Below are 14114 nucleotides of genomic sequence, written 5' to 3' on the forward strand. Positions count from 1 at the left end.
AAACTGGGTGGGTGACGCGACGGTACCCACCCGTGAGCACCGGCCACAATGCGGGGGTGCCTGGTGGGGGCCCGTTCCGCGCCCTGCTATTGGTCGTTTTCCTGCGGGTCGGCCAGCACTTCGGCGACCCGTTCGACCGCTTGGCGCAAAGCCTGTTGCTCCGGACCGTGCTTCAGGATGTCCCGGGACGAGGCGGGCAGCACGCCCGGCAGGGACGCACCGAACAGGGCCCGCAAATCGGCCACAGTGGCTCCCTGGGCCCCGAAACCGGGCGCCAGCACCGGACCACTCAGCCGCGAGAGGTCGAGCTCCCCCGGCGGGACGGTGGCCCCGACGACGACACCCACATCGCCGAGCGGTTCCGCGCCTGCGTTGAGTGCCGCCGCGGAATCGACGATCGCCTGCGCCACGGTCCGTCCGTCCGGCAGCTTCGCGTTCTGCACTCCGGCCGCTTCGGGGTTCGAAGTCCGCGCAAGCACGAAGATGCCGCGGCCCGCCGAGACGGCCGTGGCGGCGCACGCGTCCAGCGAGCCGAAGCCGAGGTACGGGGAGACGGTGATGGCGTCGGCCGCGATCGCCGCGCCCTCGGCGACGTACGCGGCGGTGTAGGCACCCATCGTGGAACCGATGTCGCCGCGCTTGACGTCCAGCAGCACCAGCGCACCCGCGTCGCGGGCGGTTTCGACGACCCGTTCCAGCACCCGGACGCCGTCCGCGCCGAAACTTTCGAAGAACGCCGACTGCGGCTTCACGATGGCCGCGTGCGCCGCCAGGACCTCCGTGGCGGACAGCGCGAACCGCTCCAGGCCCGAGACGTCCACCGGGAGCCCCCAGGCCTCGATCAGGCCCGGGTGGGGGTCGATCCCGGCGCACAGCGGGCCGCGGGCCGCGACGGCCTTCGCCAGCCGCGCCCCGAACCGCTCCCGCCCGCTCACGACTTCGCCTTCAGCGCCGCCTGGAGCTCCTGCAGGGACTTGACCCCGATGTCGCCCCGGATCAGCGCTTCGATGCCGTGCACGGCCGCCGCGGCGCCCTGCACGGTGGTCACGCACGGGATGTCGCGCGACACGGCCGCGGTGCGGATTTCGTAGCCGTCGACGCGCGGGCCGCTGTTCCCGTACGGGGTGTTGATCACCATGTCGACGTCGCCGTTCAGGATGACGTCCACGATGTTCGGCTCGGCTTCGGTCGAACCCTCGTAGTGCTTGCGCACCACCGTGCACGGGATCCCGTTGCGCCGCAGCACTTCCGCGGTGCCGGAGGTGGCGAGGATCTCGAACCCGAGGTCCGCCAGGCGCTTCACCGGGAACACCAGCGAGCGCTTGTCGCGGTTGGCCACCGAGACGAACACCCGGCCGGACGTCGGCAGCGAACCGTACGCGCCGCTCTGGGACTTCGCGAACGCCTTGCCGAAGTCGACGTCGACGCCCATCACCTCGCCGGTGGACTTCATCTCCGGGCCGAGCAGCGAGTCGACGCCGTGGCCTTCGGGGGTGCGGAAGCGGTGGAAGGGCAGCACGGCTTCCTTGACGGCGACCGGCGAGTCGGCCGGCATCTGCCCGCCGTCGCCATCGGCCGGCAGGACCCCGCTCTCGCGCAGGTCCTTGATCGTCGAGCCGGTCATGATCAGCGCGGCGGCCTTGGCCAGCGGGACCGCCGTCGCCTTGGACACGAACGGCACCGTCCGGGACGCGCGCGGGTTGGCCTCCAGGACGTACAGGACGTCGTCCTTGAGCGCGTACTGGACGTTCAGCAGCCCCCGCACGCCCACACCGCGGGCGATCGCCTCGGTGGAGCGCCGGACGGCCTGCAGGTCGGTGTGGCCGAGCGTGATCGGCGGCAGCGCGCAGGAGGAGTCGCCGGAGTGGATGCCGGCTTCCTCGATGTGCTCCATGACACCGCCGAGGTAGAGCTCCTCGCCGTCGAACAGCGCGTCGACGTCGATTTCGATGGCGTCGTCGAGGAACCGGTCCACCAGCACCGGGTGTTCCGGGGTGACCTCGGTGGCGCGGCGGATGTAGCCGGCCAGGGTCTCCTCGTCGTAGACGATTTCCATGCCGCGGCCGCCGAGCACGTAGGACGGCCGGACGAGCACCGGATAGCCGATCTCGTCGGCGATCCGCTTCGCGCCCTCGAACGACGTCGCCGTGCCGTAGCGCGGAGCGGGCAGGCCGGCGTCGGTGAGGACTTCGCCGAACGCGCCGCGGTCCTCGGCCAGGTGGATGGCCTCCGGCGGCGTCCCGACCACCGGGACCCCGGCGTCGGCGAGCTTCTTCGCCAGGCCCAGCGGGGTCTGGCCGCCGAGCTGGACGATGACGCCGGCGACCGTGCCGGACGCCTGCTCGGCGTGCACAACTTCGAGGACGTCCTCGAAGGACAGCGGCTCGAAGTACAGCCGGTCGGACGTGTCGTAGTCGGTGGACACGGTTTCCGGGTTGCAGTTGATCATGACGGCCTCGAACCCGGCCTCCCGCAACGCGATCGCCGCGTGGACGCAGGAGTAGTCGAACTCGATGCCCTGGCCGATCCGGTTCGGGCCCGAGCCGAGGATGAGCACCTTCGGCTTGTCCGACTGCACGGCCACTTCGGACTGCGCGTCGGGGTCGGACTCGTAAGCCGAGTAGTGGTAAGGCGTCTTGGCCGCGAACTCGGCCGCGCACGTGTCGACGGTCTTGAACACCGGCCGCACGCCGAGGCGGTGGCGCAAGGTGCGGACCCCGTCCTCGCCGGCCAGTTCCGGCCGCAGCGCGGCGATCTGGCGGTCGGACAGGCCGGTGCGCTTGGCGCGGCGCAGGAGGTCGCCGTCGAGCACGGGTGCGTCGCGGACCTCGGCGCCGACCTCGCCGATGTAGGCGATCTGGTCGATGAACCACGGGTCGATGCCACTCGCTTCGTGGACCTGCTCGACGGTGGCGCCGAGCCGCAGCGCACGCTCCACTTCGTACAGCCGGCCCTCGTGCGGCGTGCGCAGCTCGTCCAAAGTGGACTCCAGCGTGACGCCCTCGGGGTCGGGCAGCGTCCAGAAGCCGGACGCCTTCGTTTCGATCGACCGCATCACCTTGCCGAGCGCCTCGGGGAAGCTGCGGCCGAACGACATCGCCTCGCCGACGCTCTTCATCGTCGTGGTCAGCGTCGGGTCCGCGCCGGGGAACTTCTCGAAGGCGAACCGCGGCATCTTGACGACGACGTAGTCCAAAGTGGGCTCGAACGCCGCCGGCGTCTCGCCGGTGATGTCGTTGCGGATCTCGTCGAGCGTGTAGCCGATGGCGAGCTTCGCGGCGATCTTGGCGATCGGGAAGCCGGTGGCCTTGCTCGCCAGCGCACTGCTCCGCGAAACGCGCGGGTTCATCTCGATGACGACCATCCGGCCGTCGGCCGGGTTGATCGCGAACTGGATGTTGCAGCCGCCGGTGTCGACGCCGACCTCGCGCAGCACCGCGATGCCGACGTCCCGCATCACCTGGTACTCGCGGTCGGTGAGGGTCATGGTGGGCGCGACGGTGACCGAGTCGCCGGTGTGCACGCCCATCGCGTCGATGTTCTCGATCGAGCAGACGACCACGACGTTGTCGTGCTTGTCGCGCATCAGCTCGAGCTCGTACTCCTTCCAGCCGAGCACGCTCTCTTCGATGAGCACCTCGGTGACCGGAGATTCGGCGAGCCCGGTGGAGGCGAGCCGCTCGAGGTCCTCGGGCGTGTGCGCCATGCCGGAGCCGAGCCCGCCCATGGTGAAGGACGGCCGGATCACGACCGGCAGGCCGAGGTCCTTGACGGTGTCGCGGACTTCGTCCATGTCGTGGCAGACGCGGGAGCGCGGGACCTCGGCACCGATGGTGCGCACGATGTCCTTGAACTTCTGCCGGTCTTCACCACGCTGGATGGCGTCGATGTCGGCCCCGATCAGCTCGACACCGTACTTGTCGAGCACACCGCGCTCGTGCAGGGCGACGGCGCAGTTGAGCGCGGTCTGCCCGCCGAGGGTGGCGAGGATCGCGTCCGGCCGCTCCGCCGCGATGACCTTCTCGACGAAGTCCGGCGTCACCGGCTCGATGTAGGTGGCGTCGGCGAACTCGGGGTCGGTCATGATGGTGGCCGGGTTCGAGTTCACCAGGGAGACGCGCAGGCCTTCGCTGCGCAGCACCCGGCAGGCCTGGGTACCGGAGTAGTCGAACTCCGCGGCCTGCCCGATCACGATCGGCCCGGAGCCGATCACCAGCACGTGCTGGATGTCCGTCCTCTTCGGCATCAGTTTCCTTCTTTCACCAGGCGCCGCAAGCCGTCGCGGAAGACCTGAAAGCTTTTGGATCGGTTGTTCTCGATGTCCATGTGGGGGGCGATCTCGCTCGCTGCCCGGACCTTCTGGAGGCCCTTCTTGTGGTAGCCGTGCTTCTGCAGCGCGTGCTCCAAGCCCTCCCACGCCCCGCCGGTGATGTTCTCCGGGTCGCGGAACTTGGTCTGGCTGTCCAGGCTGAGCGGCACCCGGGGGTAGGCCGCGTTCAACGCCGGGACGTCGCCGAGGAACCAGGCCTCGAGTTCCTCGATCACGATGCGGAACAGCGTCGCCTCGCCAGGCAGTCCGGCTTCTCGAGCGATCTCGACGAGGCGGTTCTTGAGCTCGGCGCAGTCGTCGTTGTCCCGGTCGAGCAGCACGACGATGCGCAAGCCCGTTTCGGCCCAGTAGCAGGTGTAGTCACGGAGCCGGACGGGGAGCTTGCGCAGCAAATCGGTCTTGCCGTTGAAGGGGACGATCCGGAAGTCGACGCCAGGGACGATCTTCGGGAGAAGAGCTTTCAGCGCCTCTTCCGCGGACGGTTCCTCGACGAGCACTTCGAGGCGGCAGGGAGCCAGCACGGTCACGGGCGCTCCCCGAGCGGGTCGCCGAACCGGAAGTATCCCTCGGTCCAGAGGTCGCCGAGCGCTCCCCCGGACTCGACCATGCGGACGATCGGCGCTTCGTCGGAAGCCCTTTTGGCCTGGGCGTTACCGTCGTTCCCGCGGGCGAACGTCCAGACCTCGTCCGGTCGCAACGCGTCGACGAAGCGAGGCGCGTGGGTCGCGACGATGACCTGGTCGGCTCGCGCGCCGCGCGCGTCTTCGGCGAGCGAATAGTGGAGTCGAGGGTGGACCTGGTTCTCCGGCTCCTCGATGAGGAGGACCGAGGCGTAGGTGCGCAATGCCAACAGGTAGCCGAGCAGCAGCAGCGTGCCGTCGGAGATGTTCTCCGGCCCGACCAGCTCTTCTTTCCCCTGCTCGCGCAGACGAACAATCCAGCTGCCGTCACCCTGCTGAAAAGATTCGATGTCTTCGAGCCCCGGGACATACTTCCGCAGCGACGCCCTGATGTTCTCCCACTCTTGAGGGAGCTCAAGGCTGAACAGCCGGACGACGGAACCCAAGTTCTCCCCGTTCGGTCTGAGCCAGACCGTTCTGCTCTCCCTCGAACCCTTCCGCATTGCGTCGAGATTCAGGTCCGCAAGAACGATCTGCCCGATGAACCGGCGAAACCTGCCGACTTCGACCTTGCCTGCAAGCTGGCTCACCACGCCCAGCCCGAGGAGGTCAGGGGCCGCCAATTCGAGGAGTTCCCATGCACCGGCATTGGCGAACCCACCGTCACCGCGCCGGAAGTGCAAGGCGTCGAAGGGCGTCTCGGCACCCTCGGGCTGCCAAGTCAGCTTCTCCTCGGCCACCACCGGCTCGTCATCGTCGTACTCGATGGCGAGCCGGTACGCGCCCACCGCGCCTTCGATGCGACACGTCAGTTCGATCTCGACCGGCCCGGTCGCACCATGGGTGACGATGTCGGAGGTACCCCCGCGCCGGTCCCACGCCGAGCGCAGCCCCACCCGGAGCGACTCGGAGAGGAAGTCCAGCGCGTCGAACATCGTGGACTTCCCGCTCCCGTTCGGCCCGAGCAACGCCGTCACCGGCGTCAGGCCGTCCAGCTCGACGTCCCGGAGCACCCGGTAGTTCCGGATCCGGAGCCGCTCGATGCCGGTCGTGAGGGTCACGGCCGCTTCTCCATGAGCGAAACGAAATCGTCGAACAGGGGTGCCGCGTCGTGCGGGCCGGCCGCGGCTTCGGGGTGGTACTGGACCGAGAACGCCGGGACGTCCAGCGCCCGCACGCCCTCCACCGTGTCGTCGTTGGGGCAGTAGTGGCTGATCTGCGCCGCCCCGAACGGGGTCTCGAAACGCTGCCCCGGCTCACCCTCCAGGGCGAACCCGTGGTTCTGGGCCGTGATCGCCACCGACCGGGTGGCCACGTCGATCACCGGGATGTTGATGCCGCGGTGGCCGTAGCGCATCTTGTACGTCCCGAGCCCGAGTGCGCGGCCCAGCACCTGGTTGCCGAAGCAGATGCCGAACAGCGGGATCTCGCGGCCGAGGACCTGCTTGGTCAGCTCGGTCGCGTGCACCGTGGTGGCCGGGTCGCCCGGGCCGTTCGACAGGAACACGCCGTCCGGCTCGATCGCCAGCACGTCTTCCAGCGAAGCGGAAGAGGGCAGGACGTGCACCTCGATGCCCCGCTTGATCATCTGGCGCGGGGTGTTGGACTTGATGCCCAGGTCCAGCGCCGCCACCCGGAAGCGCGGCTCGCCGTCAGGCGACACCACGTACGGCTTGGGCGTCGAAACCTGGCCGGCCAGGTCGGCACCTTCCATCTTCGGGCTCGCCAGCACCGCAGCGACCATGTCGTCGACCGTGCCCAGCGCGTCGCCGGAAAAGACCCCGGCCCGCATCGCGCCGCGCTCACGCAGGTACCGCGTCAGCGAGCGGGTGTCGACCTCGGCGATGCCGACGATCCCCTGGCGCACCAGCTCCTCGTCCAGCGTCCGGCGAGAGCGCCAGTTGGACGGCGTGCGCGCGGGGTCGCGCACCACGTAGCCGTTGACCCAGATCTTCGAGGACTCGTCGTCCTCGTCGTTCCAGCCGGTGTTGCCGATCTGCGGTGCGGTCTGCACCACGATCTGCCCGTGGTAGGACGGGTCGGTCAGCGTCTCCTGGTAACCGGTCATGCCGGTGCAGAACACCGCCTCGCCGAGGGTTCGCCCCTGCGCGCCGTAGGCAGCGCCGCGGAACACCCGGCCGTCTTCGAGCACCAGTGCGGCCTGAGCGCGCGCGTTCACTGGGCACCTCCCTTGATCTCGATCTGTTCGATCCACTGTGGATAGTCGTCGAGGTCGTCGCCGCGGAAACCGGTGTCGAGCTCGGCGTCGCCGAGCCGCCAGGTGACCACCAGCAGCGCGTCCGTGCCCATCACCTTCCCGGCGATCTTCGTGTCCCGCCGGATGCCGGTGACGGCCTCCCGCGGGATCCAGAAGTCGGGCGCTCCGCCGCGTTCGACCGCGATACCCCCGGGGTGCAGGCGCCAAACCGCGCCGGTGCGCAGTCCCGCGCCGCGGGTGACGATCCGGTCCTGCCAGTTCCCGGCCGTCGTGGTGGCCAGGTAGACGCCGGTGGACTCCAGCAGCGCCTCGCCGGCGTCTTCGGGTACGGCGGGGAACGGCGGCACCCGGGCGCTCTGCGAGCGGGACTTGCGCCGCCAGCCCACGTACATGCCGTACAGGCAGAGCAGGAAGAAGGCGACGATCGCCAGCACGAGCCAGAAGCGCTCCATCAGCAGATCTTCCCGTCCCGCGCGGTGATCCGCCCGCGCAGCAGCGTCGCGGTCACCACGCCGGGCAGCCGCATTCCCTCGTACGGGGTGTTGGCCGCGATGCTGGCCAGCTCCGCGCCCCGGACGGTCCACTCGGCGTCCGGGTCGACGAGCGTCAGGTTCGCCGGCTCACCGACCGCGATCGGGCGGCCGTGGTCGGCCAGGTTGCCGATCTCGGCGGGCCGTTCGCTCATGACGCGGGCGACGCCGCGCCAGTCGAGCAGGCCGGTGCGGACCATGGTCTCGGCCACGATGGACAGCGCCGTCTGGAGACCGAGCATGCCCGGCCGGGCCGCGGTCCACTCGGTGTCCTTGTCCTGGACGGCGTGCGGCGCGTGGTCGGTGGCGACGCAGTCGATGACCCCTTCGGCCAGCGCGGTCCGCAGCCGCGCGGTGTCCGATTGGGTGCGCAGCGGCGGGTTCACCTTGTTCACCGGGTCGTAGGTGGCCAGGCGCTCGTCGGTGAGCAGCAGGTGGTGCGGCGTGACCTCGGCCGTCACCTGGGTGCCGCGCTCCTTGGCCCAGGCCAGCACGTCCGCGGTGCCCGTGGTGGAGACGTGGCAGACGTGCAGCCGGGCGTTCGCGTGCAGGGCCAGCAGGCAGTCGCGGGCCACGATGGACTCCTCGGCGGCGGCGGGCCAGCCGGGGTAGCCGAGCCGGGCCGCGCGCTCGCCCTCGTGGGCCTGGGCGCCGACGGTCAGCCGCGGCTCCTCCGCGTGCTGCGCGATGACCACGTCCAGCGCGGTCGAGTACTCCAGCGCGCGGCGCATGAGCAGCGGATCGGCGACGCAGAGGCCGTCGTCGGAGAACACCTTGACCCGGGCCTGCGAGTTCGCCATCGTGCCCAGCTCGGCGAGCTTCTCGCCCTTGAGCCCGACGGTGACCGCGCCGACCGGGTGGACGTCGACCAGGCCGACCTCCTGGCCGCGCCGCCACACGTGCTCGACGATCACGGCGTTGTCGGCGACCGGGTCGGTGTTGGCCATGGCGAACACCGCGGTGTAGCCGCCGAGCGCCGCCGCGGCCGAGCCGGTGTCGATCGTCTCGGTGTCTTCGCGGCCGGGTTCGCGCAGGTGGGTGTGCAGGTCGACGAAGCCGGGCAGCAGCACCTGGCCGCTCGCGTCGAGCACGTCGGCGTCTTCCGGGACGTCGACGGCGCCGATCGCGGTGATCACGCCGTCCTCGATCAGGACGTCGACCGGGTCGCCTTCGCCGTAGGGGCGGGCGCCCTGGATCACGGTGCTCACGCTGCGGCTCCTTCGCTGGCCAGGAGGTGGTAGAGGACCGCCATGCGGACGTGGACGCCGTTGCGGACCTGTTCGGTGATGGCCGAGGCCGGGGAGTCGGCGACCGCGCTCGCGATCTCCATCCCGCGCAACATCGGGCCGGGGTGCAGGACGACCGCGTGGTCCGGCAGCAGCTTCTGCCGCCGTTCCGAAAGGCCGTACGCGATCGAGTACTCGCGCGCGCTCGGGAAGAACCCGCCGTGCATGCGCTCGGCTTGGACTCGCAGCATCATCACCGCGTCGACCGCGGGCAGCTCGGCGTCCAGATCGTGCGAAACGGTCACCGGAAGGCTTTCCACACCGTAAGGCAGCAACGTCGGCGGCGCGACGAGCACGACTTCGGCACCCAGGGCCGAGAGCAGGTGGATGTTCGAGCGGGCGACCCGGCTGTGCAGGACGTCTCCGACGATCGCGATCCGCCGGTCCTTCAGCGACCCGAGGCGCTCCCGCAGCGTCGCCGCGTCGAGCAGCGCCTGCGTCGGGTGCTCGTGGGTGCCGTCGCCGGCGTTGACCACCGACGTGCCGGGCTCGGCGAGCCACTCCGAGAGCCGCTGGGCGGCGCCGCTGGCCGGGTGCCGGACGATCACGCAGTCGGCGCCCGCGGCGGCCAGCGTCAGCGCGGTGTCCCGCAGCGACTCCCCCTTGTTCACCGAGGAGCTGGCCGCGGAAACGTTGATCACGTCCGCGCTCATCCACTTCCCGGCGATTTCGAACGACACCCGGGTGCGCGTCGAGTTCTCGTAGAACAGGGTGATCACCGTGCGGCCGCGCAGCGTCGGCAGCTTCTTGACCTCGCGGCCGAGCAGGGTGTGCTTCAGCTCGTCGGCGGTGTCGAGCACGGCCGTGGCCAGCGCCGGGTCCAGGCCGTCGGTGGCGAGCAGGTGCTTCACGAGTCCTCTCCAGGGGCTTCCGCGGCTGCTGGGGCTTCTGCGGGGCGCAGCAGGACCGCGTCGCGGCCGTCGATCTCGGCCAGCAGGACGGACACGCCCTCGGTGCGGGCGGTCGGCACGTTCTTGCCCACGTAGTCCGCGCGGATCGGCAGCTCGCGGTGACCGCGGTCGACCAGCACGGCCAGCTGCACGGCGCGGGGGCGGCCGTGATCACGCAGGGCATCGAGCGCGGCCCGGATCGTCCGGCCGGAGAAGAGGACGTCGTCGACCAGGATCACGACGCGGTCGTCGATGCCGTCGGTGGGCAGCTGCGTCTGCTCGAGCGCGCGCGGCGGGCGGCGGCGGAGATCGTCCCGGTAGAGGGTGACGTCGAGGGCGCCGGTGGGCGGGCGGACCCCGGAGAACTCGCCGATCTTGTCGGCCAGGCGGACCGCCAGCGGCGTGCCCCGGGACGGGATGCCGAGCAACACGGGCGGGGTAGTGCTCTCCGCACCGTTCGCGGTCTTTTCGATGACCTGATGGGCCATTCGGGCGATCGTGCGTGCGACATCGCCGGCCGTCAGGAGCTCGCGCTCCCCGGCCGAACCAGCCGCGTCACGCGGGCGTGACGACACTTCGGACTCCTTCCCCGCCTCACCGGACGGGTCCTTAAAGGACGTCTGTATCCCCTGCTGGTCGGGGCTTTCGCACCGACAGTAGCAGGCACTTTGCTCAGTCTTCCGGGTGGTGTGGCGTGATTCGCGGCAAGCTTCTGCTTGACCTGGTGACAACAATGCGTAACCATTACTCTGAGTATTCGACTCAGCGAGTCCCCCGGCCCGGTCACCCCGACCGGGAGGGGGTGAAGAACGGAGAACGACCAGATGGGCGATTACGCCAAGGCGCTCGGGGCCAAGCTCCGCGGGATCCGCCAGCAGCAGGGCCTGTCCCTGCACGGGGTCGAGCAGAAGTCCGGTGGGCGCTGGAAGGCCGTCGTCGTCGGCTCGTACGAGCGTGGCGACCGCGCCGTCACCGTCCAGAAGCTGGCCGAGCTGGCCGACTTCTACGGTGTGCCGGTGGTCGAGCTGCTGCCCGAGGGCCGGGTCCCCTCCGGTGCGGAGCCCGCCACCAAGATCGTGATCAACCTGGAGCGCCTGCAGCAGCTGCCGGCCGAAAAGGTGGGCCCGCTGGCCCGCTACGCGGCGACGATCCAGAGCCAGCGCGGCGACTACAACGGCAAGGTGCTCTCGATCCGCACCGAGGACCTGCGGTCCCTGGCGATCATCTACGACATGACCCCCGGCGAGCTGACCGAGCAGCTCATCGACTGGGGCGTTCTGCCGCCGGAGGCGCGGCCCTCCAAGGAGGACTGATCGCCCGATGTGGCGCGCCGGGCTCGTTCGGGGGCGAGCCCGCTCAGACGATTTCGCGCTGCAGGCGACCACGCCCGGGGGTCCGGGGGCTTGCCCCCGGGCGGGGTGTGGGGGCTGCGCCCCCACAAGACACGGCGGAGTGAGGCTCGGCTCGCGCTCTCCGCGAGCAGAGCTCACCCCTGAACGAGCCTCAGAGCACGGCGCGGAGGCGGTCGGCGATGGTGCCGATCCGGCCCAGGACGCCGTTGACGAACCGCGGCGAGTCGTCCGTGGACAGTTCCTTCGCCAGGCCGACGGCCTCGTCGATCGCGACCGGGTCCGGCACGTCCTCGGCCCAGAGCAGCTCGTAGACCCCGACCCGCAGCACCGCGAGGTCGACCTTCGGCATCCGCTCCAGGGTCCAGCCCTGCGCGTGCTCGGCCAGCAGCTCGTCGATCTGCACCCGGCGGGCGGTGACGCCCTCGACCAGGCTGATCGTGTAGTCCGCGATCGGGTCGACCTCGGTCGCGCCGACCCGGTCGGCCAGCAGCGTCACCGGGTCGGTGTCCCGCTGCGAGGCCTCGTACAGCATTTCCACCGCGCGGCGGCGTGCCTGACGGCGGCTGATCGCGCCGCCGCGGTTCGGGTGGGGTTTCGACGTCGGCATCAGCTGGAGACGCGGCCCAGGTAACGGCCGTCGCGGGTGTCGACCTTGATCTTCTCGCCGGTGGACAGGAACAGCGGGACCTGGATCTCCGCGCCGGTCTCCAGCGTCGCCGGCTTGGTGCCGCCGGTGGAGCGGTCGCCCTGCAGGCCGGGGTCGGTGTGCTGGACGAGCAGCTCGACCGACGTCGGCAGCTCGACGTACAGCGGCTCGTTTTCGTGCACCGCGACCTGGACCTCGGTGTTCTCGAGCATGTAGTTGGCGTTGTCGCCGACGACCTCGGCGGGCACCGTGATCTGGTCGTAGGTGTCGCCGTCCATGAACACGAAGTCCTGCCCCTCCTTGTAGAGGTAGGTCATGTTCCGGCGGTCCACCGTGGCCGTCTCGACCTTCGTGCCCGCGTTGAACGTCTTGTCGACCACCTTGCCGGTGAGCACGTGCTTGAGGGTGGTGCGCACGAAGGCACCGCCCTTGCCCGGCTTGACGTGCTGGAACGCGGTGACGGTCCACAGCTGGCCCTCGAGGTTGAGGACGAGCCCGTTCTTCAGGTCGTTGGTCGTGGCCACGAGCTTGCAGTCTCCTGTGTCGGATCTTCGGGTTCGGGGCCGCCGTCAGACGACCACGAGGTTCTTGGTGCTCAGGGTGAGGAGTTCGGGCTCCCCAGCCCGCACGACGAGCGTGTCCTCGATGCGCACGCCACCGTGCCCCGCCAGGTACACGCCGGGCTCGACGGTGACCGCCATACCGGCGGCCAGTGTACCGACGCCCGTCGCGGCGAGGCTGGGCGCCTCGTGGATCTGCAGGCCGACGCCGTGGCCGAGGCCGTGCGCGAACTCCGGCCCACGGCCCTCGGCCACGATCACTCCCCGCGCCGCGGAGTCCACTTCGGACACCGGGACGCCGGGGACGACGGCGGCGAGCCCGGTGGCCTGCGCGGCGTGCACGAGGTCGTAGACCTCCCGCTGCCAGTCCGCGGGGGCGCCGAGGACGAAGGTGCGGGTCATGTCGGAGTGGTAGCCGTCGACGGTCGCGCCGAAGTCCATCTTGACGAAGTCGCCGCGCTTGAGTTCGGCGTGCGTCGGCCGGTGGTGCGGGATGGCCGAGTGCGCGCCGGCGGCGATGATGGAGGCGAAGCTGGGCTCGGCCGAGCCGTGCTCCAGCATCCGGTTCTCCAGGTCACGGGCGATTTCCAGCTCGGTCCGCCCGGGGCGCAGGCCCCCGGCGGCGAGCAGGTCGTCCAGCGCCCGGTCGGCGGCGGCGCACGCCTGGCGCAGGGCTTCGACCTCGGCTTCGTCCTTGACTTCGCGCAGCCGCTCGACCAGGCCGGGGGTCCGCTTCAGCGGCACGTGCTCGTTGAGGGCTTCGTAGGCCTCGACGCTGACGTGCTGGCTCTCGAACCCGAGCTTGCCGTAGGTCTTGGTGTCCCGGGCGGCCTTGGCCACGAGGGCGGCGGCGCTCGCCCGGTCGACGACGGTTTCGAGGTCGGGCACCTCGGCGGCCGACTGGGTGGTGTAGCGGCCGTCGGTGCAGAAGAGCGTCTTCCCGTCGCCCTCGGCGTGCACCAGCACGGCGGCGTTCGAGCCGGTGAACCCGGTCAGGTAGCGGATGTTCAGCAGATCGGTGACCAGCAGCGCATCAACACCGGCTCCGGTCAGGAGCCCACGCAGCGCCGCCCGGCGTCGTCCATGGGTTTCGGGCACCCGTCCACCCTAGTGCGCGGCGTTCCCGGGGGAAGCGACTCGCCAGTAGGCCGCCTACACTCCGCAGGATGAGCGCCTGGGTGATTCGCGGACTGGTGATGGCGGTGCTGCACGGCGTGGCCCTCACGCTGCTGGCGAAGTACGCCGTGTACCACCCGACCGACCAGGCCCTGGCGGTTTCCCTGGCGCTGGCGGTCCTGGTCGGGGCGGCGGCGCTGTGGAGCGCCCTCGACGCTTGGCGAGGCCTCCCGGACCGCGGGCGCGTGTGGTTCATCGCGGCGCTGGTCGCGGGGCCGGTGGCGGGGATCCTGTACGTGATCGGCCGGGCGGTGTTCGTGGACCAGACGGGCGTGTCCGAGCTGGGCGGAGCCCTGACGGGCGGGGCGGCGTTCTCGGCGCTGCTGGTGCTGATCCCGGCGGGGCTGGGCTTGTTCGTCGGCGGGCGGATCGGGCGCTCACCGAGCGCCGACCGCGAACGCTGAAGGGCGCCGGGTACGTGCTCTGCCGTGCCGGCGGCAACGTTGCGCAGGCCTTCCTTGACCAGGGCCTGGGCGAGCACGGTGGCGGTGGTGGTGCCGTCACCC

At 70.4% G+C, this 14114-nt stretch carries 14 protein-coding genes; 2 read left to right on the top strand and 12 right to left on the bottom strand.

Features of this window, described 5'->3' with window-relative positions; translation table 11 throughout:
• Positions 1-86: 86 nt before the first annotated feature.
• Genes pyrF through pyrR form a run of 9 tightly spaced genes read right to left on the bottom strand, consistent with a single transcriptional unit; the run spans position 87 to position 10449 of the window.
• A complete protein-coding gene (gene pyrF / locus Q5425_RS05995) occupies positions 87-935 on the bottom strand; it encodes an orotidine-5'-phosphate decarboxylase (protein WP_308671081.1) in 849 nt (282 codons plus the stop codon).
• Positions 932-4246 carry a carbamoyl-phosphate synthase large subunit gene (gene carB, locus Q5425_RS06000; RefSeq protein ID WP_308671082.1) on the bottom strand — a complete coding sequence of 1105 codons (3315 nt, stop codon included), beginning with the start codon at positions 4244-4246 and terminating at the stop codon, positions 932-934. Before carB ends, pyrF begins: the two co-directional genes overlap by 4 nt.
• Positions 4246-4857: a DUF4276 family protein gene (locus Q5425_RS06005; RefSeq protein ID WP_308671083.1), complete on the bottom strand. Its 612-nt coding sequence runs from the start codon at positions 4855-4857 to the stop codon at positions 4246-4248. Before Q5425_RS06005 ends, carB begins: the two co-directional genes overlap by 1 nt.
• Positions 4854-6011, bottom strand: a complete 1158-nt coding sequence (locus Q5425_RS06010) for an AAA family ATPase (RefSeq protein WP_308671084.1) — start codon at positions 6009-6011, stop codon at positions 4854-4856. Before Q5425_RS06010 ends, Q5425_RS06005 begins: the two co-directional genes overlap by 4 nt.
• Positions 6008-7129, bottom strand: coding sequence for a glutamine-hydrolyzing carbamoyl-phosphate synthase small subunit (gene carA, locus Q5425_RS06015; protein WP_308671085.1), 1122 nt, complete (start codon positions 7127-7129; stop codon positions 6008-6010). Before carA ends, Q5425_RS06010 begins: the two co-directional genes overlap by 4 nt.
• A complete protein-coding gene (locus Q5425_RS06020; protein ID WP_308671086.1) occupies positions 7126-7620 on the bottom strand; it encodes a transporter in 495 nt (164 codons plus the stop codon). The genes carA and Q5425_RS06020 overlap by 4 nt, the downstream gene beginning before the upstream one ends.
• Positions 7620-8906 carry a dihydroorotase gene (locus tag Q5425_RS06025; RefSeq protein ID WP_308671087.1) on the bottom strand — a complete coding sequence of 429 codons (1287 nt, stop codon included), beginning with the start codon at positions 8904-8906 and terminating at the stop codon, positions 7620-7622. Before Q5425_RS06025 ends, Q5425_RS06020 begins: the two co-directional genes overlap by 1 nt.
• A complete protein-coding gene (locus Q5425_RS06030; RefSeq protein WP_308671088.1) occupies positions 8903-9835 on the bottom strand; it encodes an aspartate carbamoyltransferase catalytic subunit in 933 nt (310 codons plus the stop codon). The genes Q5425_RS06025 and Q5425_RS06030 overlap by 4 nt, the downstream gene beginning before the upstream one ends.
• Positions 9832-10449: a bifunctional pyr operon transcriptional regulator/uracil phosphoribosyltransferase PyrR gene (pyrR, locus tag Q5425_RS06035; protein WP_308671089.1), complete on the bottom strand. Its 618-nt coding sequence runs from the start codon at positions 10447-10449 to the stop codon at positions 9832-9834. Before pyrR ends, Q5425_RS06030 begins: the two co-directional genes overlap by 4 nt.
• 249 nt (positions 10450-10698) lie before the next feature.
• On the opposite strand from pyrR, the gene Q5425_RS06040 reads away from it, so the two are divergent.
• On the top strand, positions 10699-11187 hold the full coding sequence (locus Q5425_RS06040; protein WP_003096372.1) for a transcriptional regulator: 489 nt from the start codon (positions 10699-10701) through the stop codon (positions 11185-11187).
• Between the two features lie 190 nt (positions 11188-11377).
• Here Q5425_RS06040 and nusB read toward each other — a convergent pair whose 3' ends face one another.
• From nusB to Q5425_RS06055, 3 genes are read right to left on the bottom strand one after another with little or no spacing between them, the layout of a single operon-like run.
• A complete protein-coding gene (nusB, locus tag Q5425_RS06045) occupies positions 11378-11833 on the bottom strand; it encodes a transcription antitermination factor NusB (RefSeq protein WP_308671090.1) in 456 nt (151 codons plus the stop codon).
• Positions 11833-12396: an elongation factor P gene (gene efp, locus Q5425_RS06050; protein ID WP_285989998.1), complete on the bottom strand. Its 564-nt coding sequence runs from the start codon at positions 12394-12396 to the stop codon at positions 11833-11835. Before efp ends, nusB begins: the two co-directional genes overlap by 1 nt.
• Before the next feature lie 45 nt (positions 12397-12441).
• Complete coding sequence (locus tag Q5425_RS06055; protein ID WP_308671091.1) at positions 12442-13530, bottom strand: Xaa-Pro peptidase family protein; 1089 nt, start codon at positions 13528-13530, stop codon at positions 12442-12444.
• A gap of 68 nt (positions 13531-13598) precedes the next feature.
• Here Q5425_RS06055 and Q5425_RS06060 point away from each other — a divergent pair, with 68 nt between their 5' ends.
• Positions 13599-14012 carry a B-4DMT family transporter gene (locus Q5425_RS06060; protein ID WP_308671092.1) on the top strand — a complete coding sequence of 138 codons (414 nt, stop codon included), beginning with the start codon at positions 13599-13601 and terminating at the stop codon, positions 14010-14012.
• Positions 14013-14114 lie beyond the last annotated feature (102 nt).

Origin of the sequence: Amycolatopsis sp. A133 (genome assembly GCF_031082405.1) — a bacterium.
Classification (GTDB): domain Bacteria; phylum Actinomycetota; class Actinomycetes; order Mycobacteriales; family Pseudonocardiaceae; genus Amycolatopsis.

Coding starts and splice junctions, on each gene's coding strand:
- Q5425_RS06060 (WP_308671092.1), top strand. CDS start 13,599: ATGAGCGCCTGGGTGATTCGCGGACTGGTGATGGCGGTGCTGCACGGC.
- carB (WP_308671082.1), bottom strand. CDS start 4,246: ATGCCGAAGAGGACGGACATCCAGCACGTGCTGGTGATCGGCTCCGGG.
- nusB (WP_308671090.1), bottom strand. CDS start 11,833: ATGCCGACGTCGAAACCCCACCCGAACCGCGGCGGCGCGATCAGCCGC.
- Q5425_RS06020 (WP_308671086.1), bottom strand. CDS start 7,620: ATGGAGCGCTTCTGGCTCGTGCTGGCGATCGTCGCCTTCTTCCTGCTC.
- Q5425_RS06040 (WP_003096372.1), top strand. CDS start 10,699: ATGGGCGATTACGCCAAGGCGCTCGGGGCCAAGCTCCGCGGGATCCGC.